The sequence below is a fragment of the Yoonia sp. R2331 genome, from assembly GCF_041103235.1.
Lineage (GTDB): Bacteria > Pseudomonadota > Alphaproteobacteria > Rhodobacterales > Rhodobacteraceae > CANMYO01.
Map to the genome: position 1 here is coordinate 2644495 of NZ_JBGCUN010000001.1, position 22764 is coordinate 2667258.

Consider the following 22764-nt stretch of genomic DNA (forward strand, 5'->3'; position numbering starts at 1 on the left):
GGCGGAAAGGAGACCTTCGCTGCGCAAGGCATGAGGCTTGGCCCAGACAGAGTAAGCGGACTTTCAACCCCGTGGGGCTCGCCTTCCGAACTCAAGGTGAGGTATCATTCTCCAATACAACCGATCTATCAGATATTTATGTACCCAATCCTCACAAATTTGAGGTGGCGAAGGTCGCTAGGTGAATTGGAGCGAGAGAATTGATCAATTTTAGAAAGGGTAGCAAAAACGAGTTCGCCAAACTCCCGCCCGAGGCTGAATTCGATGATCGGACTGAAATCATCAGGCGACACTTGGCTGAAGTCTTTGGCTCCAAAAATCTGTCGTTTCTCATTGGGTCAGGGTGTTCCTCCTTCAAGCAAGTGGAAGAAGAGTTCGGCATCCCCACAATGGGGCCTTTGGCGCAGGAGTTTCAAAACACTTTCCAGACATTGCCCGGTCTGCCGCCTGCGAGCAGTTATGTGACGAGCGCGCAGAAAACTGCGCTTCTCGACAAGCTTGGCATCGACCTTGCCCATCAAGACTTCCATTGGAACCTTGAGCGTATGATGGAAGTCCTGATGACGGCGCATCAATTTTGCAAAACAAGCAGTAGGGACGATTTGCAGGACGCCCTAACTACCGTTGAGGAGGTGATTGCAGGGGTTAAAAAATTCATCCTACAGAAATGCACGGAAGGTCGGTTCGCTCAGGGCGACGATAGCGTCGTGTCACTTTACCGCCGTTTCTATCAGTCGCTTTCGACGCGTTCTCGCGGGCTCGCGCCACCTTGGGTGTTCACCACCAATTACGACCTATTCAATGAGCGGGCGATGGACCGATCAGGAATTCCCTATTCTAACGGGTTTGCAGGCACGGTCGAGCGTCGCTTCAATCCCGCCACCTATCGTCGAGCTTTGGCCGAGCAACTCGATATTTCATCGAAGAGGTGGGCTGCCGTTGATGGGTATGTCCATTTCTGCAAGCTCCACGGTTCCGTCAACTGGACGGAAGAGGAGGCTGGCCTTTTCCCGATCCGTGAGTCGGCCGACAAACTTGACCCTGCGCAGGATCGCGTCATGATTTATCCGACGCCTTCGAAACAGACGGCGAGCTTTGGCTCGCCATACTCGGATATGTTCCGCGAGTTTCAGCGACAAATTGTTCAAGATCAGAGCGTCCTGTTTGTAATGGGGTTCAGCTTTGGCGACGAGCACATCAACAACATAATTTTTCAGGGACTTACTCTCCCTGGTTTTAGGCTTATTGCCTTCCTCAACCCCGACGACGCGAATAACCCTGTGACGCAGGAGCTCGCAGCGCTAGGCGATCCTCGGATTTGGTTCATCTGGGGCACTGACGAAGAAAGTCAAAAGAAGGCGCACTACTTCGATACCATTGTGCAGGACTTAATGCCGTCGAGTGCTGATCAGAAAGAAGACCAAGCCATCGAAAAGGTGCTCAAGAAACTTCTTTCTAAACAGCAAGGTGGTGAAGATGGCGAAGGATGACGTAAGCCGTGCCATCGGCAAGATTGTCAGTGTTTCTGCCGATCGCTTGGTTGTAGAGCTCCATAGGGGCAGCGATAATTTCACAGTCGTTGGCTTCGACGATGTCCACTACGTCGCGACCCTTGGGTCATATTTAATGGTGCCGACACAATCCGAATATGTCGTTCTAGAAGTTATCGGTCTTCGCGAGAAGGATTTTTCTCCCGCTTTCGGAGACGGAGCCGAAATGGACAAGGCAACGGCAGCCAAGTTTCTCGATGTTGTACCGGTTGGTTCTATGCCCGTTCAAGGGGGCTCGTTCAAATTCGGGGTTTCAACTTATCCCCCTCTCTACGCAGATGCGCTCTACGCCCGCGATGAAGACCTAGATCGCATCTTCAACGTGGAACAACCGCCCGACGAGGTGACAAAGACCGATGCCGATGGCGCAGCAAAACAGGGAACAGTGCCCCATACAATCGAGATCGGCACGTCGGCGGTTTTCAAGGACTATCCTGTTAAGGCGCAGCTCGACGCCCTCTTCGGCGGACACGTCGCCGTTCTTGGCAACACGGGAAGTGGCAAGTCCTGCACCGTCGCGTCTATAATTCAGTCGGTGTTTGATCGCACGGAAGAATTTTGGGCTATTGGGGCTTCGTTTGTGCTCTTCGATGTCAACGGAGAGTATCGACAGGCATTTGAAGATATGCCTTGGCAGATTCAGGCAAGCTACTTCAAAGCAACCAATTCAGATGTTGAAGCCGAACGATTAGATGAGGGTTTCCTGGGTGCCGATCTAGTTGACCGTTTCCGCCTTCCTCATTGGTTCATGACCGTTGAAGAGTGGGCTCTTTTGCTACGGGCGAGCGAGAAAACGCAACTCCCAGTTTTGCGTACGGCTCTCGGACTCACAACGCTATTTCAGGAAACTCCCGGAGATGATGTTGTGGACGATCCTGGTAACAAGGATGAGTTAATCGAAATCCAGAACCACGTTCTGGCAAAGATCATCTATTCCATCCTGCATGGCGACGCCAGTTCGCCAAGCAAGGTAGATCGCATCTTGGCAGTCCTCGGCACCTATTCGACTAATGAGATAAACAAGACCACGGTATCATCAGGTCTGACTATCGACTTTGGGCAGTTTAAGGATGGCCCTAAGCAAGAAACATCAAAAAAGTACGATGCACTTCTGGAGCTCTTGCAAAATCATCAAAGGGACGAACCTATTCTCCCAAGCTATGAGAATAATCCATTCTCATTTGAGCGGCTTCAGACCGCATAGAACCTTGCACTCTTCTATGAAGAGGCTAATGGAAACAAGCAGATAAGAGAGTATTGCTCACAGCTTGTCACACGGTTGAAATCCGTCTCTGACAATCCTGATTTTGAGTTCCTGCGCGCCTCTGTCGAAGACTTGCAGGACCATGACAGAGAGCCGACAGTTTTCGTGGATCGGCTCCTCGGTATCGCAAGGAATGGCACAAGTTACCGCAAAGATCGCCAAATCTGTATCATCGACCTGAATGACGCTTCCGACGAAATCGTCGAACTCGCGTCAGCGGTGGTCGCCAGGCTAATCTTTGATCGCATGCGCCGCGCGGACCCCCGAAACCAAATGCCCGTCCATCTGATCCTGGAAGAGGCGCATCGCTATATTTCGGAGCGTCCAAGCCGATTTGCCATTGACGCCGGGATCACATTTCAGAGAATTGCGAAAGAGGGGCGGAAATATGGAGCTTTCCTGATGGTCGCATCTCAGAGACCGAGCGAGCTTTCGAAGACAGTGCTTTCGCAGTGTAACAATTTCATCATTCACCGCATCCAGAACCCCGATGATCTTTCGCAGATCAAGCAGATGACGCCGTTCATCTCGGAAACAGTTCTGAAACGCCTCCCATCTCTACCGAAGCAGCACGCGCTAATTTTCGGGAGTGCTGTGAAAATTCCGACCACTTTCCGTGTTCGGGACGCTAATCCCACCCCAAACAGCGGCGACACACAGGTTCGCGACCTTTGGTTTGTCCCCCAGAATCCGATTTTATATTGGGACGTTTAGCTTCTATACATTCCGTGATTTCGAATTGGTAGCACGAGAATGACAACCATTGCTGCATGGCTCTCAGTATCGGCTACGGGCCCCAGGACTTTCTACTTAGGGGCTGATAGTCAAGGTATATCGCTTCAGACCGGTCAGGCCGTGTCGTTGCGCGAAAAGAAAGTTTTTGACAGTGCTTCCACGCCTGAAATTTTTACCCTCTCAGGCGACCTCATGTGGGGGAGCTCTTTCCTGCGCCGGCTACTGATAGAAATTGACCGAGGTTCAGTTAGTTCATCGCTAGGTACCAGAATGCGAGCTGAAGAGTTTTGTAGATTATCTTGTGCCCGCCCGCCGTTAGCCCCGATTTGCGAACTCGAAATTCTGTATGGTGTGCGGAGCAATGCAAAAATTTCCGCGGATTTTCAGATGTATCGACTGCACCATGCTGGAAGTGCGAGTTCTACTTGGCAAGTGGACCAAGTCGGTGTGAAAGAGTTGGGCAGCGATGTTTCGGCGCTTGTCTACAGCTCGGGTCTAGGTGGTCGCCCAAACAAGAAGCGGCAAAAGTGGATTTCCGAGGGCGATCAGGGCAATGTAGCACGGATTTGTTTTTGGTCACTCTGCGATCTGATCGACGGGATACCTTCTAACTCCTTCATGACTGGAGGTCATCCACAACTCGTAAAACTAGACCAAGACGGCTGCGGCAACGTCGTCGGCGTGAAGTTCAATGGCGTCCCCACAGTCTACGGAAGGCGCACCACTGCACCCCAGAGTTTTGCGCACCACTGGGTTGATGAGAATTTCACCCAGTTGGACCCAAAAACCTTGGAGAAATACAAACATGGACAGAGATACGGTCGAGGTGTTCAAGGGCGATGACGGCTAGTCAGTAACTGGCAACGTCCGCATCGACGAAGCTGCACCGCAGCGCCGCTCCATTCGGCGAACGGCAGGAATGGGCCGGTTTCTGTTCTAAGGTGCGGTGATGGGCGGTGGTTTTCTTCGCTTGCCCGACAGCGCATTGCCCGCGATCGCCGCAAGCAGAACAGCACCTCCTATCAGGGTATTTGCAGTCGCGGTTTCCCCTAGAAACAGCCAGACCCAGAGTGGGCCGAGTAGCACCTCGGCTAATGACAGCAGAGCGAGCTCCGCCGCAGGAAGGCTGCGCGACCCCAGCGTGTAGAGGATCAGTCCAGCGCCGACCTGAAACACGCCCATGCCCATGGCGATCCCGCCGTCATTGGGGCTCAGAACTAGCGAGAGATCGAGGCCAAAGCAGATCGCCAAGGTGATGACGATGGCGAAGATGCCCGACAGGAACACTGCTGGCAGCATTTCCCCTGTTCGCCCCCATCGCAGCGCCACGGTGAAGACCGCAAACCCGAATGCTGATCCAAGCGCGGCGAGGCTGCCTTTCAGAGCGACGCCTCCGGATTTATCGGCAACCATGATCCCGATTCCGCCGATTGCAACGGCGATCGCTATCCACGTTGCAGCACGGACAGGTTCCTGCAACACTATCCATCCGAGAACTGCAGCCATAAACGGTGCTGTCGCAAACAGAAGCATCGCATTCGCGACCGAGGTGTTTTGAATCGCGTAGATGCCCCCGGAGTAGGCCGCAACCAACGAAAGCCCTGCGATGATCGCAGGGGCACCATTGCGGCGGATCTGAACAAAGGGGCTTTCGCCAGACCGCACACGGATAAGCACATACAAGAAGAGCGACATGCTGATCGAACGATAGAGCAGTATCTGCCATACGACAGCATCTTCGATCAGGCGAATGCCAAGGCCGACAGTTGACCACAGCATACCCGCAGCAAATACGAAGAGCACACCGTACTTGTGGGCACCCGCGTTGGGAGATGTTGGCGCTAAGGATGTCATGTTCGGCCGATCAATAAAGTCATATCGTTGAGGCTAGCGAGTTGGTGAGTGCATCAACCATCAATTTGCGACATTCACGCGGCTGGTCTATCGCGGCCTTTGACACCCTGGGCTGCCAGGTGACTTACGAATGGCCGCTTTGGTGAATGCGCCGCCGCATTAGGTAACAACGGCAAAGTCCGGTTCGGGCCGTCATTTGGCTCCAGATTGGTCCCACCTGCTAATCACCGCATAGGCCGGCTCATCTGCGGGCGCAGCCAAAGCAAGAGCTCTAGGCTACGCCCTATGTAGTTAGCTATCCGAATACGTATCTGGATCGAAACCTGCCATTTCCAAAAAACGACGTTTCGCCCCTGCGTATTCATCAGCGTGTTCTTTCTCGGCCTTGTCGCCATCAGGCACGACGACAAGTATAGCATTCACGATGCTGAACAAGGCCGCTTTGTCACCCTTAAGGGCCTTGCGGCATTGCTGAAGATAGGCCGCCTCAAGTGAACCAAGCCTCTCCGTCCTACCATTACTGGTTTTTGCGTTCACCGGCTCTGACAAGATTTCGGAGTACCGTTCGAAGTTTTCTTGCTTCGATTTTGGACGACCGCGTGGGTTGCCGCTTTGTCCCTTTTTCCACCGCGCAGAATTTGGGGGCTTGCAGTACCCGACCTCCTTCTCACTTTCCGCCATCTTTGTGTTCCCCCTCTTGTTTCGCGGCAGCAACTTTCTGCATCTCTGCGAACCGCTCTTTGACCTCGAGAATGTCCACCAAATAATCCACGTCGCTGCTAGCTGGACGACCGATGTCATAAGAGCGTTGCTGCAACGCGATGGCGCGGCGATCCCCCGTTAAGGCAACTGCCCGCAAGCGCTGCATAAGCGCCTCGCCCATTGGCACCTTTCGATTTTCGCTGGCGATCGATACCTTGCGCTTCAGCACCCTCTGCAAGACCTTGTATGGCGTCTGAGGCTGCTTTGGGCGACCGTTTGGGTTGCCGGATTGGCCTTTCTTAAATTGACCTGATATCGGCGGTTTCATATAGCCACTTGTATAGGGTTCGAGATCGTTCGTGCTGCCGGCTCCGTATCTGTGAGATCTGCCTGTGCCGCGCGCGCGGCTGCGACCTCGTCATATGATTCGCCTGTCTCCGCCAAGCGAGCCGTCATACCCGTCAGAGCTGCAAACCTGCGACAAATGACATCACAATAGTGCGCATCAAGCTCGACTAAGCGTGCAATCCGACCTGCCCGATGGGCAGCCATAAGCGTTGTGCCAGAGCCGCCAAAACCATCGAGCACGATGTCACCGCGCTTGCTGACGTCTTTGATAGCGTCAGCCACCATGGCAACGGGCTTCACCGTTGGATGAAGCTGGAGGTCTTTTTGATTTGAACCGAAGCTGTTCACGCCCGGGTATTCCCAAACATTTGTACGATAGCGACCATGTTCACCCAAACCAAAATTATTGACATGCGCCGCGTCACCTACCTTGTAGGTAAAAATCAACTCGTGTTGAGAGCGGTAAAACGTGCCCATACCGCCGTTGCTCTTCTTCCAAACGATCAAATTTTTGAGCTCAGCGTAGACTTCATCGCCCGCGCGCTGCAGCTCTGGTATGTGGCGCCAGTCCATACAGACAAAGTGAATAGCGCCGTCGACACTGGCACCCGCCATCGCGCCAAGAGCCCTTTGCAGGAACTCCGCAAATGCGGTCTCAGTCATTTCACCTGACGCCATCGCAAATTCACGATGCTGCACCTTGCCAGAGCCACAAACATGGCCAGAGATCTTGACGTTGTAGGGCGGATCAGTGAACACCGTACGGGCACGTTCACCCTGCATAAGCTTGTTATACGTCTCTGCGTTTTGTGCATCACCACAAATCAACTTGTGATCGCCTAGCAGCCAAACATCACCCGGCTGTGTGACCGCAACACCTGCGACAGCCTCAGGCAGATCGTCATCGTCGTCGGCATGTTCATTGGCACTGCCATCCAGCAAAAGATCGAGTTCCGCCGTTTCAAAGCCAGTGATTTCAAGATCGAAATCAAGATCAAGCTCTTCGAGCGCTTGAAACTCAATGGCAAGAATATCGCGATCCCACCCCGCCAACTCTGCAAGCCGATTGTCCGCGATCACATACGCGCGACGTTCAGCCTCATTGAGATGTCCAAGCACAATTGTCGGAACGGCATCGAGACCAAGTTGTCGGGCAGCCAAAACACGTCCGTGTCCCGCAATGATGACGCCATTGTCATCGACCAGTACAGGGTTCACAAAACCAAACTTTGTGATCGAAGCGGCAATCTGCGCGATTTGCTTGTCGGAATGCGTGCGTGCATTCCGGTCGTAGCTTTGCAGCTTTTTGGGATCGCGAGGTGCAATCTTGAGCTTCGTAGACGCCGGCAAGTCTGGAACACGCGTTCCACTCTTTAATTTTGACATGAGGAAATCCTTCCACATTATGTGCGGTGCAAAATTATGCGACCGTCACGAGCCACACTCCCCTTCAAAAGATCGAGTGCAGCAGATTTCATAAAGTTTGAAGGCCGAGCCTGTCGGGGCTCTGTGGAAGGGCCAGATCGCTCCGGCACAAGATCGGCAGGCCCTCCCACCGATCACTTCGCAATTGTTGATCTCAGAATTGCGTTCTCGCGTTCAAACGCGTCGCCGCTCTTCTAGGTGCAAGGTGGCGTTGGACGCCCGACTTGCAAGGCCATGGCTACTGCGCAGGATCTCGATATGGCAAGGACGAAATTTACTAATCCGGGCAAAAATATAAATGGCTTATATAAAAAGTGACATCTCTCGTCACCACGACGCTATTTTACAGCAATTATTCAGGACATCAGCGCCGCAACTTCCGGATCAGCGCTTGGCCGATTCGACGCAGTCTCAATCAAGTAGATCACCACAAGACACCGTCATTGCCCGTGCAAGTCGGTCGATCACTTCGATCGTCGGATTGCGCGCGGCACGTTCCAGATCACTAATGTAGGTGCGATGAATCCCGGCGTGATGCGCGAGTTCTTCCTGGGACCAACCGCGAGACCGGCGCAATTTGCGCATATTTGTACTGAGGCGGTTCCGGATTTCCATGGCCACAATGGGGCGCAGTGTCGCCGATCCGTCTACAGACGATCAGTGACAATAGTTGTTGACTTTGATTGGAATGGAAGCACTTTTCGGTGTCACTTATCGACGACACTGGAGGTAACATGAAAGCAAACCAAAGCCCTCACCAAGCAATAGGTAGTGTTCCTGACAACGCTGCAGAGCGTCTTGCTGATTACATACTTCGGACCGGACTGAAGCCGCTGCCGTTGCCAAAAGAGTTCTACTACGCCTCTCTTCCGATCTGCGTCATCGACGCGGTTTATTCGATCGGCGTCAGTTACAGTTCTACGCGCAACACCGTTGCGCGATTTTGTGACCGCCAAAATTGGACGATGTCACTGCCGCCAGGCGCAGAGCGGCTGAACGGCGAGCATCGAATCTCCGGCTTCCTGAAGTTGATAGATGGTGCCACCGCTGACCAACTTGCGGACGATCTCTTCGGGAATAGGCAACGGACGTCGAGCCGGTCGGGAATCTTGAAGGCAGAAGCAGTGCGGAGATTTGCATCGGCGCTATTCGCAGAAGGCATCGATGACTTCGGGGACCTTAGCATGGAAAGGCTCGCCCCAGCTGAGCGCACGGTCCGGCAAATACCGGGTCAGAGAAGCGGGATATCTTTCGATTATTTTCGGATGCTTGCCGGTGACGATCAACTGATCAAACCAGATCGCATGGTGCAGCGCTACGTTGCGCGGGCCATTGGTGGGTCCTCAACTCAAATCACTCCAGATCAAGTTCGGGACACCGTGCAACAGGCCGTCACGCATTTGTCGCCACAGGGCCCAAGCTGGACACCTCGTGTTTTGGATTTTGCGATCTGGGAAGCGGAGCGAGCCAATCGATATCAACCAGCAGATTGGCGATGAGTCGACGCGAAGGCTCCATGTCGATCCTTAGTCGTGATGACGGTCGTTCACTCCGTTGATTGTGGAGGTCAACTATGCGGACTGAACGAACCTTCGCTGCGAGTTCTCAAATGACTGCTATTTGCACATTGCGTCCGACATGAAACCTGGCATCTGCAGTAGACAATTTTCGCAGATGCCAGGTTGCCAGTGTCTCAGCCAGATTGCACTTTTTTTGAACTCATGTCAGCAGGGTCAGGCGACTTCGAACAGTGCTGCAGCCCCCATGCCTCCGCCGACACACATGGAGGTCACCACGTATTTCACGCCACGACGCCTCCCCTCAATTAGAGCATGCCCGACTTGTCTCGCACCTGTCATGCCGTAGGGGTGGCCAATCGATATTGCACCGCCGTTCACATTGTAGATTTCGGGATCGATCCCAAGATGGTCACGGCAATACAGAACCTGGCAGGCAAAGGCTTCGTTAAGCTCCCAAAGGCCGATGTCTTCGATGCGAAGACCTGCATTCTTCAGCAGCTTTGGAATTGCAAAGATCGGGCCGAACCCCATCTCTTCCGGTGCATTTCCTGCAACAGTCATGCCGCGATAAATACCCAGCGGTGTGAGGCCCCGCTGCTCAGCCATTTTGCCTTCCATGAGAACACAAGCCGAGGCCCCGTCAGAAAGCTGGCTTGCGTTTCCGGCAGTGATCACGCCGCCTTCGACAACCGGGTTCAACTGGCCAAGAGTTTCGGCCGTCGTGCCCGGCCGGTTGCCTTCGTCTTTTGACAAGGTCACCTCTTCCAGGGTTTCCTCTCCGGTTTCGCGGTTCTTGACGCGTTTGATCGCCGTGATCGGGACGATCTCGTCATCAAAAGCGCCAGTGGCCTGAGCCTGGGCCGTCCGGGCTTGGGAAAGTGCGGCGTACTCATCCTGCACCTCGCGGCTGATCCCATAGGTCCGGGCCACATTTTCCGCTGTCATCAGCATCGGCATATAGGCATGTTCAGATTGGTCGATAACGTTTGGATCTTTCTCATCGCCCGCCCATTTCAGATAGGCATTCTGCAGGGTGGAGATATTTTCCTGCCCGCCAGCCACGGCAACGTTCTGACCATCCACAATGACCTGCTTTGCAGCCGTCGCAATGGCCATCAACCCGGAGGAGCATTGCCTGTCGATCGTCTGTCCTGCCACCGTATTGGGAAAGCCCGCAGCCAGCGCCGACAAACGAGCGACATTCATGCCTGCTGTTCCCGCAGTCAGGACCGATCCGATGACAACATCTTCGATCAAACCGGGGTCCACGCCTGCACGTTCAACCGCGTGCTGCATGGCGTGCCCCATCATGGTAGGGGACTTGATGTTGTTCAGCGCACCTTTGAAGGCAACCCCAATGGGGGTTCGTGCGGTTGAGACGATAACGGCTTCTCTCATGATTTTTCCTTTTTGGCATCAAAATGTGCGTCAAGTGTCACGCCCGAGGTTGCAAGTTGTTCCAGCAAAGGCGCAGGCGTGAACCACATCTCACCATAGGCACCTAGCGACTGCCGATAGTGGGTCATGCGTTCCATAATCTGACTTAATCCAATCTCGCCAGCATAGTGCATTGGGCCGCCGCGCCAGTTTGGGAAGCCATAGCCATTGACCCAGATCAGGTCGCAATCACCCGGGCGCGTTGCAATTCCCTCTTCAAGGATCAAGAAGCCCTCGTTGATCAGGGGGAACAGACAACGCTCAAGGATTTCCTGATCGTCGATGTCCCTGCGCTTCACGCCATGCAGGTCCGCCAGCTCGGAACTGATTTGAACCATCTCTGGGTCTTCGACCCGTGTCCGCCCCTCGTAGACATAGCTTCCTCGCCCGGTTTTCTGACCCAGTCGGCCTAGTTCAAACAACCTGTCCTGCACAGCCTGGTATGTCGGGTCATGCGCGATTTCACTACGCCGTTCCTGACGCACGCGTGCGCCCACATCGACTCCGGCCAGATCTGCCATCGCATGAATACCCATGGCCATGCCGAAGCCTTCAAGGACGTCATCCACCTGTTTCGGCGTCGCCCCCTCTAGAAGCAGACGGGATCCTTCTCGGAAGTATGGTTCCAGCATCCGGTTTCCAACAAAGCCGTAGCACACGCCAACCGTGACAGGGAGCTTTCGGATCTTCTTTGCGACCGTGCTTGCCGTTGCAATGACATCGGGAGCGGTCTTGGCGCCCCGCACCACCTCTAGCAAGCGCATGACGTTCGCCGGGCTAAAGAAATGGAGACCAATCACATCCTCCGGGCGGGAGGTGACCGTGGCTATTTCATCAAGATCCAACGTCGATGTGTTTGAAGCCAGTATTGCGCCAGGTTTGGCGTGTAGGTCTAACGCTTCGAAAATCTGGCGTTTGACATTCATGCTTTCAAACGCCGCTTCAATGATCAGGTCAGCCTTCGCAAGGCCTGCATAGCTGAGCGTCCCGGTGGCGTTGGCGGAGATTGCCTCTGCCCGATCGGCACTGAGCCGCCCTTTTTGAGCCGCACGCTGGAAATGCTCTCGGACCTTTTCCAGCCCCTGTTCGAGCGCGCCTTGCGTAGTTTCAAGAAGCGTGACCGGATACCCCGCCTGCAGAAAGGCGATAGCAATGCCGCGCCCCATTGTTCCCGCGCCGATCACGGCGACCGATGCAATGTCACGTGGTCGGTCCGCACGGGTAGCGCCCGGAACCTTGGTGCATTCACGTTCTGCAAAGAACAGATGCCGCCCGGCGCGCGATTGAGGTGTGTCTAGCAGTTCGGCGAAACCTGCCTTCTCTTGTGCCAACCCCTCGGACAGCGGCAATTCGCATGCGGCCTCGATGGATACCAAGCATCGTTCAGGGGCGACATGGTTTTTGGACCTGTGCGCTATCTGATCTCGGAAACCCGTCAGATATCCCTTCGGATCAGGGTGTGTGACGGTCATATCCGCACAACTGCGTTTTGGATCGCCCTCATGGCTGACACGGGTGGCAAAACCCAAAACATGCGCGCGAAAATCCTGGTTGTTCTCAAACAGTGCGTCGACCAGCCCGCAAGACAGGGCATATTCACCCTTAACAGGATCACCCGACAGGATCATCTGCGTTGCCGCTTCCAGCCCGGCAATCCGGGGTAGTCGCTGGGTGCCGCCGGCACCGGGCAGCAGCCCCAGATTGATCTCAGGTAGGCCCATCACGGCATCCGGCGTGGCGACACGGTAATCACAGGCAAATGCAATCTCCAGCGCACCTCCCATCGCGGGACCTGCTATCGCGGCGATAATAGGTTTCTTGCTGGTTTCAATCGTTACACACAGGTCTGGCAGGTCCGGCTTGTCCCAGACTGCCCCTGTACGAAACTCAGCGATGTCAGCGCCGCCGCAAAAGAGCGGCAGAGCCGAGCATAGAACGATAGCTTTGACCTGTTCATCGGCGTCCAACTCGTGGATGGCCGAGGAAAGCGCCTGCCGCATCTTCAGGCCAAGAGCGTTCACTGGCGGGGCATTCAGCTCAATGAAAGCGACACCCTCGGCGTGTTTAATGGAAATCATGTTTGGAAACCTCAATTGGACTGTTTGGTAAGATCTTGTTCGATCTCTGCCCAATCGTCGAAGTGGATTACGTTGCAGGGTGAATTCACGTTCTCGAGCCAGACAAAGACGGAGATGAATGGCTGGTCATAGACCCGGGTGGCGTGGGGATCGCCCGCCGCGTTCCAGATAAGTGATCCAGCCGGATAATCCTGCCAGTCACGGGTGCCAAACCGCCAACCAGATTTCTCGGACAGGTTCAGGTACAGCTCTGGCGCGTCGTGGTTGTGGTCGCGATACAGCGTTCTTGGACCCAGCATGAAAATGCCAAGGTTGAAATCGGGATGGTGATGTCCACATGCGTCTGGCCCAATCAGCAGAGTATGTAGGTTACACTTTGTGTATCCCTCGCCCAATTCGGCACCAGGGGGATAGAATTGGGCGTTGTCTTCGCGCCAGATCAGATCATCCTTGGCCGCTATCAGACAACGTGCGATTTCTTGCAATTCGGGGGCGACAATCCCGGCGATGGCGTTCTTCAGAACCTCATCGTGCCGGGTTCCTTGGGGAGGTAAATCAAAGAGCCTCTCACCCTTCAGGTCCATGGCTGCCAGCTTGTCCAACGTCAGATCAACGCCGCGCGTGGCAGCTCTGTGAGCCTGCAGATAGGTGACAATGGATTGAATAAGCGCCTGAATGCGACGTTGTTTGTCTGTCATGATTTTAAGTCCGAGCGCGTCGAAATATCTTGCCGCACGAGTTTCTTATCGAGTTTGCCGACGCTGGTTTTTGGAAGGCGGTCGACAAAGATTAATTCGTCCGGAACTGCCCATTTTGATATCTCACCTGCGTCGACACGCGACTGGATTTCTTTCATAGCGCTCTGGCGTACAAGATCCGGGTCGGCATCCTTTGCGACTTGAGCGACCAACACTGGCCTTTCGCCCCACTTCGCGTGTGGCAGCCCGATCGCGGCGACGTCCTCGATGCCATCACAAGACGATGCTATGTTTTCCAGTGCCAGTGAGGATATCCATTCGCCGCCGGTCTTGATCACATCCTTGAGGCGATCCGTGATCTGCAACGATCCATTCTCGCGGATATACCCAACATCCCCGGTATGCAGATACCCACCGTCCCAAAGCGCGTCCGAGGCTTGCGCATTGTCCAGATAGCCTTGTGTCAACCAGGGAGCCCGAGCAACAACTTCGCCGGTTGTTTCACCGTCATGCGGAACGTCCTGCATATCCGGTGTCACAACACGAAGGTCAACAAGCGGGCCGGGAAAGCCGGTTTGCGCCTGCACCCCTGGGTCGTCGCTGGACAAATCGGCCACTGTCAAAAACGGACAGGTTTCGGACATCCCATAGGCCGCATGCAAGGATATGCCTGCCGCCGCCGCCCGGTCCTGCAGGCCTCGCGGCAAGGCGGCCCCCCCAATGATGACCTTCCATTGGCTTAGGTCAGTTTGCGGGCAGTTGGGATGGTCGAGCACCATTGACAGAACCGTGGGAACGCAATGGGAAAAGGTGACGCCTTCGGCTGCTATCAATCCCAAGATTGTGTCAGGGTCATATCGACCGGGATAGACCTGACGCAGCCCCAGCATCGTTGCGGCATATGGAAATCCCCAGCCGTGGACATGAAACAAGGGTGTCAGCGGCATGTAGACGTCGCCACGATGAAATCCGGCATTCCCGGGCCATGCGCCGAAACCTGCGATCAAGCCCAATGTGTGAAGGACCAACTGCCGATGTGAATAGCTCACCCCCTTGGGATTGCCGGTGGTCCCGGTTGTGTAAAACAGGGTTGCGGTTTGGTTTTCATCGAAGTCCGGGAAGTCAAAGCTGCCTGGGGCCTCACCTATCCACTCTTCATACCCTTCACCGTCTCCAATCGGTACGACGATGATGTCCCGATCAAAGCCCGATTTGATATCATCAATGAGCGGCATGAAGTCCTGATGCACGATGATCAGGTCCGGTTTGCCGTGGTTGATCGTATAAAGAACCTGGGCAGGAGACAGACGGACGTTGATCGTGAAAAGGGTCGCGCCCATCATCGGGACCGCAAAAAAACATTCAAGATAGCGGTGTGTGTCCCAATCCATGACGCCGACGCGCATGCACTCACGTATCCCGCTGACCTTTAAAGAATTGGCAAGTTGGCGCACGCGTTTGCCCAAGTCCGCGTAGCTCAGCCGCATTTCGGTGCCGCTGACGATCTCTTGGCAGGCGGACGCAATGTTCGATCTGGTTAACAAGTGCTTGATCAGCAACGGATAGCCATATGCATTAGACGAAGGTGACAATGGTGGCATGAAGGTGGAATCCTTGAGCTTCTTCACCTGCTAATCTGGCATTTCTCGTCCAGTTGAAGAATTGAAAGGAATTTCCTTTCATCAAGAAATTCTAACCGATCATATCGCACCGCGAATTGTGTTTTACCCCCTGACAGGCTATGAAAAAGAGTATCAAAACCCTGCTGCATTCGCGCCAGTCGTCGGATAACTCTGCTTGATGGTAAGCAGAGTTTGTTTCATCAAGGAGATGCAGCAATGACCACTCACATGCCCACGCTGGTTTCACTGCGCGCTTTTGAGGCGGTGGCGCGTCACAAGAGTTTCCGAAAGGCCGCTGACGAGATTTGTGTGACGCATGCGGCAGTCAGCCACCAGGTCAAAGCATTGGAAACAACAATCGGCGTTAAACTACTGGAACGCACAAGCCGTTCGGTCGAACTGACACCGGCTGGCGAGCAGTATTACCCGCCAATACGCGAACACATTCAGGGAATCATCAAAGCCACTCGGCGCATCCAGACACCTGAGGAACCGGACGTGTTGCTCGTTCAGTCCTACGCAAGTTTCAATACAATGTGGTTACAGCCCAGATTGGCAGACTTTCTTCAGGATAATCCGGACACACGCGTGCGCATCGTCTCTACCTTTGAAGACGGTGATTATGACATGCACCGGTTCGATGTGGGCGTGTTCAATGCACCACCATTTGACAAACGGTTTGACTATAGCCCGTTGTTCGAAACCGATATCTACCCGGTATGTGCGCCGGAGGCCTTGAAAACCGCAAGCGGTGGAATGCCGCTGGAAGAGCTAAAAAATTTCCTGTTGCTGAGTATCCCGAACACATGGAACGAGCCGGATGATTGGGATTGTTGGCTGGAGGCAGCGGGCTTAGATCGCGGCACTATGAAAACTGGCTCGGTCTTTGATAACTACCCACTTGTCCGGGAAGCTGTTTTGAAAAACCGCGGTATCGCCATCGCACGGGCACCGTTTTGCACGCGTGATCTTGAAAGGGGGCGCTTGGTCAGACCGTTCGACATTTCGGTGCCAGAGCCAGGCCGCTGGTATTTGGCGACGCAAAAAGAACGTGCACCCAACCCAAAGCTCGAAACGTTTATGGACTGGCTGTTTGAACAGATCGAGGCCGACCCAGCCATGCGGTTCTTCCGGGCCTGATCTGTTGGATTCCAGCTCTGCCGTCAGCGCGCGTCAGGACTGACGCGCACCGGCCTTGGATGCGACGCGAGGGACAAGAGCGCGAACCAGTTCGGTCATATCCAGTGTGCCGACCGTCTGCTCCCCATCTTTGACGATATAAGCGTGTGACGTATCCCCGCCGGACCGCGCGATCATGCTTTCGAGCGTGTCGTTCACGTCCACTTCGCCATGGGCATCTGCGGGCACTTTGTCACCCCCAAGTGGGGTCATAACCGAGCGAACCCGCAGAACCCGTGCGCGGTTGATGTCGCTCACGAAGTCTTCGATGTAGGGATCACTCGGGTTCAGCAGGATGTGCTGCGGCTCGCCCTGTTGCACGACAAAACCGTCCTTCAGGATCACAAGGTGATCGGCCAGCTTCAGCGCCTCATCAAGATCGTGAGTGATGAAAATGATGGTTTTGTGCAGCTCTTTTTGCAACTCGAGCAGCAGGTCCTGCATGTCGGTCCGGATCAGCGGGTCAAGGGCCGAGAACGCCTCGTCCATCAGCATGATCGGTGTGTTTGCACTCAGCGCCCGGGCAATGCCCACCCGCTGCTGCATCCCACCAGACAACTGCGCTGGATAATGGTTCTCAAACCCGCTCAGACCGACGCGGTCCAGCCATTTCGCGGCTTCGCGGTCGCAGGTGGCCTCGTCTTCGCCACGCACCGACAAGGGCATGCCTGCATTCTTCAGCACGGTCTTGTGCGGCAATAACGCGAACTTCTGGAAAACCATCGACATCTTTTCTTGACGGGCATGACGCAGCCCGTCCTCGGACAGTTGCATCACATCTTCGCCCTGCACGATGATCTCGCCCGCAGTGGGTTCGATCAACCGGTTCAGGTGGCGGATCAGCGTAGATTTACCCGAGCCTGACAGGCCCATGACCACTGTGATTTCCCCCGCCTGCATATCGACGTTGATGTTGTTGAGGCCCAACACGTGCCCGTGCTGCGCCAGCAATTCTTCTTTGCCCATGCCATCCCGGACATGGTGCAACACGTCCTTGTCGCGGGCGCCAAAGATTTTATAGAGCCCGGACAGGCGGACCATTGGTTGTGTCATTGAACCGGCTCCTTAGTGTTTGACTTGGGTCTTATCGACCCGTGTGAGAGCTGCCTTGGACACGCGGTCAAGGATCACTGCCAGCAGAACAATGCCGATACCCGCAACGATGCCCACACCCAGTTCAAGGTTTCGGATACCGCGCAACACGTTCACGCCAAGGCCAGGGGCCGAAACAAGAGAGGCGATCACGACCATGGCAAGGCTCATCATGATGGTCTGGTTGATCCCGGCCATGATGTTCGGCAGCGCCAGCGGCAATTGTACTCGCATCAGTTTCTGGCGGTCATTCATGCCAAAGGCATTGGCCGCTTCGATCACGTCCTGATCTACAAGGCGGATGCCCAGATCGGTCAGGCGGATCACCGGGACAATCGCATAAAGGATGATCGCGATCCCATAAAGTTTCGATTCCGTGACCGAGAACAAGAAGATTAGAGGGATCAGGTACACGAAGGTCGGCAGGGTCTGCAGCAGGTCGAGTAACGGAACCACGCTTTTTTGCAATCGGTCGGATTTCGACATGGCAATGCCAATGGGCACACCGAACAGCACCGATATCGTCGTACATACAAAGATGATCGACAGAGTCTGCATCGCCACATCGTAGTGGTCTACGACAGCCAGCAGCATAATCGAGACGGCGACAAAGATCGTCACAGGGCGCGAACGCGAGGCGTACCAGGAAATCGCCACCAGAAGCGGGACCATGATGAACCACGGCATCGCTTCAAACAGCCAAAGTGCGCCATCCAACATCCAGCTCAGTGGTTGTGTGATCGGGTCCAGAACAGTTTTCAGGACCGGTTTGGCTGCCAGAAACCCTTCTTCGATCCCGTTGGTTACATCGCGCGACTGCCATATGCGGTTGCAGCTTTCATGCAGATTATCAAACGAGGGAATTGGCATGAGCGGTCCAGAGGCCTCTTCTCCTCCTGCTTGCGCCGCAAGGTCCGCCAGCGAAAGAGACGCTTTATCGTCTGACGTGCCACACCATTCGCTCAAACCCAATGCGCTGAATAACTTGTCATAGAAGGCCATTTATCCCACTTTCCGATCTACTTCAGTGCGTTAGGGGCATCGCTGAGGATGCCCCTGTCCGTGCAGTTTACTGCAGCAATGCGGAAAGTTTGTCGCGCGCAGCATCGTTAAGCCACGCCCCCCAGACATCCTTGTAGGTCGTCAGAAAGTGCACAGCACCTTCATCGTAGGAGGCATTGTTGTCCTCGACCCATGCCAGCGTTTCGCCCATCTGTGCGTTGGTGAAGGACAGATTTGTCATCAGCTCAGAGATTTCTGCGTTTTCAGCCATGAATTCCTTGGAAAGAACTGTAACCACTTCACTGCGAGGGAAGGCGCTCATTGCTGGCGTGTCGCATTCCGCTGTGATGTTGCAGGCGTGCTTTTCAGGGTCATGGGGGCCCATATCGACCAGGGTCATCGGGTATTTGCCCAGTACCGATGTCGGTGCCCAATAAAAGCCGAACCACGGCTCTTTGTTTTCGTAGGCGGCAGCGATCGAAGCCGCAAGGGTTTCGCCTGATCCATGCACGAAGTTTTCAATGCCTGCATCAATCAACCCGCCTGCCTTCATCAGGTTGGTGCTGACATTCAGACAAGTCCATCCCTCGGGGCAATTGTGAAAGCGATTTCCGACGAGTTCGGGATTGGCTGCGATGCCTTCAATTGTTGCCAGTTCCGGATGCTCCTCCACAAGGTAGTTCGGAACAAAGAACCCTTCGACACCGCCATCTGATAGAACTTCGGTCACAGGAATGATTGCACCTGAGTCAACCAGCCCTTGGTAAGCCGGCGCGCCGTTTGTCCAGATTTCAGTCAGAATATCAGGCTCTCCAGTCTCGGATACGGATGCCAGCGCGGGGTTGCTCGAGAGCGGAACCGTCGTCACTTCGCAACCATAGCCTTGCTCCATCAGGAACTTCGAGACCGCGGTCACAATTTGCGCCGACCCCCAATCGGCCTGCATCAGTGATACTTCACCGCAGTCGTCTGCCTGGGCCGCCGAGGCGGTGATTGCCGCAGCAAATAAGCACCCGAGTCCCGTTGAAATCTTGAACATTTCTTTCCTCCTTGTTATCGGCGAAACAGGGACGGAGAAACGCTCCAAGCCAAAATTCGCCTTGTTTGTAGCGATGATTTGTACCGACAGGCCTATGAGCAAAAAACTGAAAAGAATTTTGAATCATGTACAATTGTTTACAGGTGGAGAGGTGAAGGCAGGCTCGAATTTGGTGACCTTCGTTCCAACGAAGCTCCTTAGATGTAAATCCATAGGTGGCTTATGCGTGTGTATAATTGCCTCTTCTCAAGAGACGGCAGGAGGAGTGATCACACCCGGGAACGTCCGTTCTGTGTTCATCACGCCCATTCGAACTGGCTGCAGCATCAGTAGATTTGGGCTCAATTCTGACGATCGCTGCGTTGTTCACGAACGACGGCTTCAGCGCTTTTAGCCGGTCAGTCAGACTGCCGTTAGTCCAATGCGGACAACCTCTTCCCTGTTCGATTACGGAAATTCACTGATGTTGTTTGAAGTTTTCCCTGTTTATGCGCTTAGGGAAATCGCATGTAGCGGCCTGTTCTCTAAAGAAAATTGGAGACGAAGTGACAGAAAACCCCTCAAAATGGCAATTTTTCCCTGTAATTTCCCTGTTAGCAGGGAAATTTGGCGCAGACTGGATAGCTCGAGACTGTGCGCACAGCCAGCGTTTTATCCATGTGTGACATCCGGCGAGACTCGGTACTTTTCCGGGGGAGGCCGCAACTTTCGTTTTCTCGCGCGTTTTGAAGTCTTCTGTTTACAGAACAGGCTTTTTTCGTTTCCAAAGACAGCCCCCGACAAGTGCGCTTGCTGTCCTGGTTTCAGCACGCGGGGCGCAAAGCTGACCTTCTCTGCAAACGCGCGCCAACGATGGCGTCGAATCTAAACGGACGCATATCAGAGGCGACATCCATGTCGGACCACCTCAGGACACTGGCAGCAGCATGGACCGAGTGTGGCCGCTCTCGCGGCATTTTTTGCTCAAGTCGCGCCCCCTAGAGACTTGGCACCAATCCGGCGGATCGGACGAGCAATTTTGGTGGAATGTAGGCTGGGTGATGAGTTCGTTGGTTTTCCTCAGGTGATCAGCGGTGCATCCCAACGCCACTGGATACAGTTCGGCACCTTTGAGCGTCTAACCAAATCCACGAACCTCTCGAACAGGATCGCGCGCGCCCAATGCGAGATCCCATCAATTGTGGCGTCAAACAGCATGATGCGCGGAATGCCGACGTTCGCAGCAGCTTACATCAAGGTCTGTCAAATTGAACAAATTGGCTATTCTGATGATCCTTCGCTCTGCTTCTTTTCTTTGATTTCGTTCTCACGGTGATCCGGCTTGGTCCAAGCAACAAGCATGCTTTTGGCTTCAGTGACGCGGCCGGTGCCTTTGCGAGACCCTCACTTATTTTGCTGCTTCAAGGGCCTCTCTCAGCATTTCCCGCGAACCGATGTGGTTTGCGAGCACCAGGATCAAACGCGCGTTGAATGCAGTGCTTTCGGCCTCAGACAACTTTGCATGGGCCGCCAACAACTCGTCATAGAACCCGTCAGGGTCCGGCAAATTAGGTTTCAATATCAGGGACATGCGTTACTCCTTTCCAAGCGTGCGGGTCAGCGCCCTTTGGACCGCCTGCGCGTCAAAAGAAGGCCAACGCGCGACGATATGCTGATCTGGGCGGATCAGATAAATGGCCTGCAAAGCGTCTCCCAAAAACCGGGCGCGCAATGCGTCTGACGGATCTGCTAAATGAAGTACATCAATGGGCGCCCCATCTACCAGCAATCCATCCGGTGCATCCCCACCAATTGCCAAGATCTGGAACTTGCCGGTCAGCCTATCCAGTAGAAAACGATCTTTGTCGGGTGCGTCCGTGCAGGCCGCACCCGGTCGCGTGACGGTCGGGCCATTCAGCAGATCGGGCCCGATGCAGGACAGATCGTCATAGACACACGGCACAGACAGCCTGCCGGAATTGACCAGAGGGCGTGCGAAACTGTGTTTCCCGGCCAAGTCCAATACGGCGTTGCGGAAGGTTTTTGACATGTCGGATTTGGGTGTCATGAAATCTGTCGCGCGCGACGAGTTCAGGATGTTTTCGTCAGCGGCATATCCCCGCTCTTCGCCGTAACTGTCGAGTAGGGTATCCGGGGCCAGCCCCTTGATCACCAGATCCAGTTTCCACGCAATATTTTCAGCATCTTGCATGCCTGAGTTCGCGCCACGTGCACCAAATGGCGACACTTGATGCGCACTATCACCGGCAAAGAAAACGCGACCATGGCGAAAATCCTTCATGCGGCGACACTGGAAGGTGTAGATCGACGTCCAGACCAGTTCGTAGTCTGGCACCTGTCCTGTTTGGCTCGACAGCATCGCATCCACACGGGCGCGGATTCGGTCTTCGTCCAGTTCCCTATCGCGGTCAATATCCCAGCCAAGCTGGAAATCAATGCGCCAGACATCATCAGGCTGTTTGTGCAGCAAAGCCGACTGACCGCTGTCTTTGAACGGCGGTTCAAACCAAAACCAGCGCTCTGTCGGGAAATCTGCGGTCATGCGAACGTCCGCGATCAAGAAATTATCTTCGAACACGCGGCCGTCGAAATCGAGCCCCAACATGCTGCGTGTCGGAGACCGTGCCCCATCACATGCGATCAACCAATCCGCTTCAAGGGTGTAAGGTCCGTCGGGGGTATCCACCTCTACGCGGACATGATCACTCTGCGACCGCACTGACGTGACGGCATTGCGCCCGCGCACCTCAATCGGGGCACCATTCCGCTGCGCGGCTTTTATTCCGTCGAACAAAAATTTTTCGAAATAGGGTTGCTGAAGGTTGATGAAGGCCGGGTTACGGTGGCCATCTTCTGGCAGCAGGTCGAACGCGAACAACTGGGTGTCGTTGTGAAATACCTTGCCGACGTTCCAGACAACGCCTTTGTCCAGCATTTGCGCGCCCACGCCAAGGCGATGGGCGATTTCGAGTGTTCGCTTGGCAAAACAGATGGCCTTGGACCCGTTGCCAACCCCGTCGTGGTCATCCAGCACCAGAACCGGGGTGCCGCGTTGCCCAAGGTCCAGCGCAATTCCAAGGCCAACGGGACCACCGCCGACAATGACAACGGGATGGCGGCGCGGCGCTGCATCCTGATCTGGCACTTTGGCGTAGGGGTAAAGCTTGAAGACGGTCTCGTAGCGTTGGGCGACCATATCCGATCCTCCGTCTGCTGCGG

General features: G+C 54.6%; 21 protein-coding genes. 7 read left to right on the top strand and 14 right to left on the bottom strand.

Annotation, left to right across the window (positions count from 1 at the left end; translation table 11 throughout):
• Nucleotides 1-200: 200 nt before the first annotated feature.
• The 4 genes from AB3Y40_RS13605 (at nucleotide 201) to AB3Y40_RS13620 (ending at nucleotide 4392) form a co-directional block, all read left to right on the top strand.
• A complete protein-coding gene (locus AB3Y40_RS13605; protein ID WP_369439327.1) occupies nucleotides 201-1490 on the top strand; it encodes an SIR2 family protein in 1290 nt (429 codons plus the stop codon).
• Entirely contained in the window at nucleotides 1477-2754 is a 1278-nt protein-coding gene (locus tag AB3Y40_RS13610; RefSeq protein ID WP_369439328.1) for a helicase HerA domain-containing protein, read from the top strand. Before AB3Y40_RS13605 ends, AB3Y40_RS13610 begins: the two co-directional genes overlap by 14 nt.
• Nucleotides 2755-2829: 75 nt before the next feature.
• Nucleotides 2830-3528 carry an ATP-binding protein gene (locus AB3Y40_RS13615; protein WP_369439329.1) on the top strand — a complete coding sequence of 233 codons (699 nt, stop codon included), beginning with the start codon at nucleotides 2830-2832 and terminating at the stop codon, nucleotides 3526-3528.
• 39 nt (nucleotides 3529-3567) lie between these two features.
• The gene (locus tag AB3Y40_RS13620; protein WP_369439330.1) at nucleotides 3568-4392 is read left to right on the top strand and encodes a hypothetical protein; all 825 of its coding nucleotides are present in this window, start codon (nucleotides 3568-3570) and stop codon (nucleotides 4390-4392) included.
• Between the two features lie 93 nt (nucleotides 4393-4485).
• Here the strand turns inward: AB3Y40_RS13620 and AB3Y40_RS13625 are convergent, their stop codons facing one another.
• The 5 genes from AB3Y40_RS13625 to AB3Y40_RS13645 form a co-directional block, all read right to left on the bottom strand.
• On the bottom strand, nucleotides 4486-5403 hold the full coding sequence (locus AB3Y40_RS13625) for a DMT family transporter (RefSeq protein WP_369439331.1): 918 nt from the start codon (nucleotides 5401-5403) through the stop codon (nucleotides 4486-4488).
• 291 nt (nucleotides 5404-5694) lie between these two features.
• A complete protein-coding gene (locus tag AB3Y40_RS13630; protein WP_369439332.1) occupies nucleotides 5695-6084 on the bottom strand; it encodes a DUF5681 domain-containing protein in 390 nt (129 codons plus the stop codon).
• Entirely contained in the window at nucleotides 6071-6433 is a 363-nt protein-coding gene (locus AB3Y40_RS13635) for a DUF5681 domain-containing protein (RefSeq protein WP_369439333.1), read from the bottom strand. Before AB3Y40_RS13635 ends, AB3Y40_RS13630 begins: the two co-directional genes overlap by 14 nt.
• Entirely contained in the window at nucleotides 6430-7839 is a 1410-nt protein-coding gene (locus AB3Y40_RS13640; RefSeq protein ID WP_369439334.1) for a site-specific DNA-methyltransferase, read from the bottom strand. The genes AB3Y40_RS13635 and AB3Y40_RS13640 overlap by 4 nt, the downstream gene beginning before the upstream one ends.
• 450 nt (nucleotides 7840-8289) lie before the next feature.
• Nucleotides 8290-8463: a helix-turn-helix domain-containing protein gene (locus AB3Y40_RS13645; RefSeq protein WP_369439335.1), complete on the bottom strand. Its 174-nt coding sequence runs from the start codon at nucleotides 8461-8463 to the stop codon at nucleotides 8290-8292.
• A 149-nt stretch (nucleotides 8464-8612) separates the two neighbouring features.
• Between AB3Y40_RS13645 and AB3Y40_RS13650 the strand changes: the two genes are divergently transcribed.
• Nucleotides 8613-9377, top strand: a complete 765-nt coding sequence (locus AB3Y40_RS13650) for a hypothetical protein (RefSeq protein WP_369439336.1) — start codon at nucleotides 8613-8615, stop codon at nucleotides 9375-9377.
• A gap of 234 nt (nucleotides 9378-9611) precedes the next feature.
• On the opposite strand, the gene AB3Y40_RS13655 is transcribed toward AB3Y40_RS13650, so the two are convergent.
• From AB3Y40_RS13655 to AB3Y40_RS13670, 4 genes are read right to left on the bottom strand one after another with little or no spacing between them, the layout of a single operon-like run.
• Nucleotides 9612-10796, bottom strand: a complete 1185-nt coding sequence (locus AB3Y40_RS13655) for an acetyl-CoA C-acyltransferase (protein ID WP_369439337.1) — start codon at nucleotides 10794-10796, stop codon at nucleotides 9612-9614.
• Entirely contained in the window at nucleotides 10793-12913 is a 2121-nt protein-coding gene (locus AB3Y40_RS13660) for a 3-hydroxyacyl-CoA dehydrogenase NAD-binding domain-containing protein (RefSeq protein WP_369439338.1), read from the bottom strand. The genes AB3Y40_RS13655 and AB3Y40_RS13660 overlap by 4 nt, the downstream gene beginning before the upstream one ends.
• Before the next feature lie 11 nt (nucleotides 12914-12924).
• Nucleotides 12925-13611, bottom strand: coding sequence for a dimethylsulfonioproprionate lyase family protein (locus AB3Y40_RS13665; RefSeq protein ID WP_369439339.1), 687 nt, complete (start codon nucleotides 13609-13611; stop codon nucleotides 12925-12927).
• On the bottom strand, nucleotides 13608-15212 hold the full coding sequence (locus AB3Y40_RS13670; protein WP_369439340.1) for a fatty acid--CoA ligase: 1605 nt from the start codon (nucleotides 15210-15212) through the stop codon (nucleotides 13608-13610). The genes AB3Y40_RS13665 and AB3Y40_RS13670 overlap by 4 nt, the downstream gene beginning before the upstream one ends.
• 237 nt (nucleotides 15213-15449) lie before the next feature.
• Between AB3Y40_RS13670 and AB3Y40_RS13675 the strand changes: the two genes are divergently transcribed.
• Entirely contained in the window at nucleotides 15450-16373 is a 924-nt protein-coding gene (locus AB3Y40_RS13675) for a LysR substrate-binding domain-containing protein (RefSeq protein ID WP_369439341.1), read from the top strand.
• Nucleotides 16374-16406: 33 nt separating this feature from the next.
• Here AB3Y40_RS13675 and AB3Y40_RS13680 read toward each other — a convergent pair whose 3' ends face one another.
• The 3 genes from AB3Y40_RS13680 to AB3Y40_RS13690 form a co-directional block, all read right to left on the bottom strand.
• Entirely contained in the window at nucleotides 16407-17465 is a 1059-nt protein-coding gene (locus AB3Y40_RS13680; RefSeq protein ID WP_369439342.1) for a quaternary amine ABC transporter ATP-binding protein, read from the bottom strand.
• 12 nt (nucleotides 17466-17477) lie between these two features.
• Nucleotides 17478-18506: an ABC transporter permease gene (locus AB3Y40_RS13685; RefSeq protein ID WP_369439343.1), complete on the bottom strand. Its 1029-nt coding sequence runs from the start codon at nucleotides 18504-18506 to the stop codon at nucleotides 17478-17480.
• A gap of 67 nt (nucleotides 18507-18573) precedes the next feature.
• Nucleotides 18574-19545: an ABC transporter substrate-binding protein gene (locus tag AB3Y40_RS13690; RefSeq protein WP_102859944.1), complete on the bottom strand. Its 972-nt coding sequence runs from the start codon at nucleotides 19543-19545 to the stop codon at nucleotides 18574-18576.
• 937 nt (nucleotides 19546-20482) lie between these two features.
• Here AB3Y40_RS13690 and AB3Y40_RS13695 point away from each other — a divergent pair.
• Nucleotides 20483-20860 carry a hypothetical protein gene (locus tag AB3Y40_RS13695; protein ID WP_369439344.1) on the top strand — a complete coding sequence of 126 codons (378 nt, stop codon included), beginning with the start codon at nucleotides 20483-20485 and terminating at the stop codon, nucleotides 20858-20860.
• A gap of 72 nt (nucleotides 20861-20932) precedes the next feature.
• On the opposite strand, the gene AB3Y40_RS13700 is transcribed toward AB3Y40_RS13695, so the two are convergent.
• Nucleotides 20933-21115, bottom strand: coding sequence for a DUF2783 domain-containing protein (locus AB3Y40_RS13700; protein ID WP_369439345.1), 183 nt, complete (start codon nucleotides 21113-21115; stop codon nucleotides 20933-20935).
• 3 nt (nucleotides 21116-21118) lie between these two features.
• Entirely contained in the window at nucleotides 21119-22741 is a 1623-nt protein-coding gene (locus AB3Y40_RS13705) for an FAD-dependent oxidoreductase (RefSeq protein ID WP_369439346.1), read from the bottom strand.
• Nucleotides 22742-22764 lie beyond the last annotated feature (23 nt).

Coding starts and splice junctions, on each gene's coding strand:
- AB3Y40_RS13650 (WP_369439336.1), top strand. CDS start 8,613: ATGAAAGCAAACCAAAGCCCTCACCAAGCAATAGGTAGTGTTCCTGAC.
- AB3Y40_RS13645 (WP_369439335.1), bottom strand. CDS start 8,463: ATGCGCAAATTGCGCCGGTCTCGCGGTTGGTCCCAGGAAGAACTCGCG.
- AB3Y40_RS13655 (WP_369439337.1), bottom strand. CDS start 10,796: ATGAGAGAAGCCGTTATCGTCTCAACCGCACGAACCCCCATTGGGGTT.
- AB3Y40_RS13685 (WP_369439343.1), bottom strand. CDS start 18,506: ATGGCCTTCTATGACAAGTTATTCAGCGCATTGGGTTTGAGCGAATGG.
- AB3Y40_RS13705 (WP_369439346.1), bottom strand. CDS start 22,741: ATGGTCGCCCAACGCTACGAGACCGTCTTCAAGCTTTACCCCTACGCC.
- AB3Y40_RS13620 (WP_369439330.1), top strand. CDS start 3,568: ATGACAACCATTGCTGCATGGCTCTCAGTATCGGCTACGGGCCCCAGG.
- AB3Y40_RS13630 (WP_369439332.1), bottom strand. CDS start 6,084: ATGGCGGAAAGTGAGAAGGAGGTCGGGTACTGCAAGCCCCCAAATTCT.
- AB3Y40_RS13635 (WP_369439333.1), bottom strand. CDS start 6,433: ATGAAACCGCCGATATCAGGTCAATTTAAGAAAGGCCAATCCGGCAAC.
- AB3Y40_RS13670 (WP_369439340.1), bottom strand. CDS start 15,212: ATGCCACCATTGTCACCTTCGTCTAATGCATATGGCTATCCGTTGCTG.
- AB3Y40_RS13660 (WP_369439338.1), bottom strand. CDS start 12,913: ATGATTTCCATTAAACACGCCGAGGGTGTCGCTTTCATTGAGCTGAAT.
- AB3Y40_RS13625 (WP_369439331.1), bottom strand. CDS start 5,403: ATGACATCCTTAGCGCCAACATCTCCCAACGCGGGTGCCCACAAGTAC.
- AB3Y40_RS13665 (WP_369439339.1), bottom strand. CDS start 13,611: ATGACAGACAAACAACGTCGCATTCAGGCGCTTATTCAATCCATTGTC.
- AB3Y40_RS13690 (WP_102859944.1), bottom strand. CDS start 19,545: ATGTTCAAGATTTCAACGGGACTCGGGTGCTTATTTGCTGCGGCAATC.
- AB3Y40_RS13640 (WP_369439334.1), bottom strand. CDS start 7,839: ATGTCAAAATTAAAGAGTGGAACGCGTGTTCCAGACTTGCCGGCGTCT.
- AB3Y40_RS13700 (WP_369439345.1), bottom strand. CDS start 21,115: ATGTCCCTGATATTGAAACCTAATTTGCCGGACCCTGACGGGTTCTAT.
- AB3Y40_RS13675 (WP_369439341.1), top strand. CDS start 15,450: ATGACCACTCACATGCCCACGCTGGTTTCACTGCGCGCTTTTGAGGCG.
- AB3Y40_RS13680 (WP_369439342.1), bottom strand. CDS start 17,465: ATGACACAACCAATGGTCCGCCTGTCCGGGCTCTATAAAATCTTTGGC.
- AB3Y40_RS13610 (WP_369439328.1), top strand. CDS start 1,477: ATGGCGAAGGATGACGTAAGCCGTGCCATCGGCAAGATTGTCAGTGTT.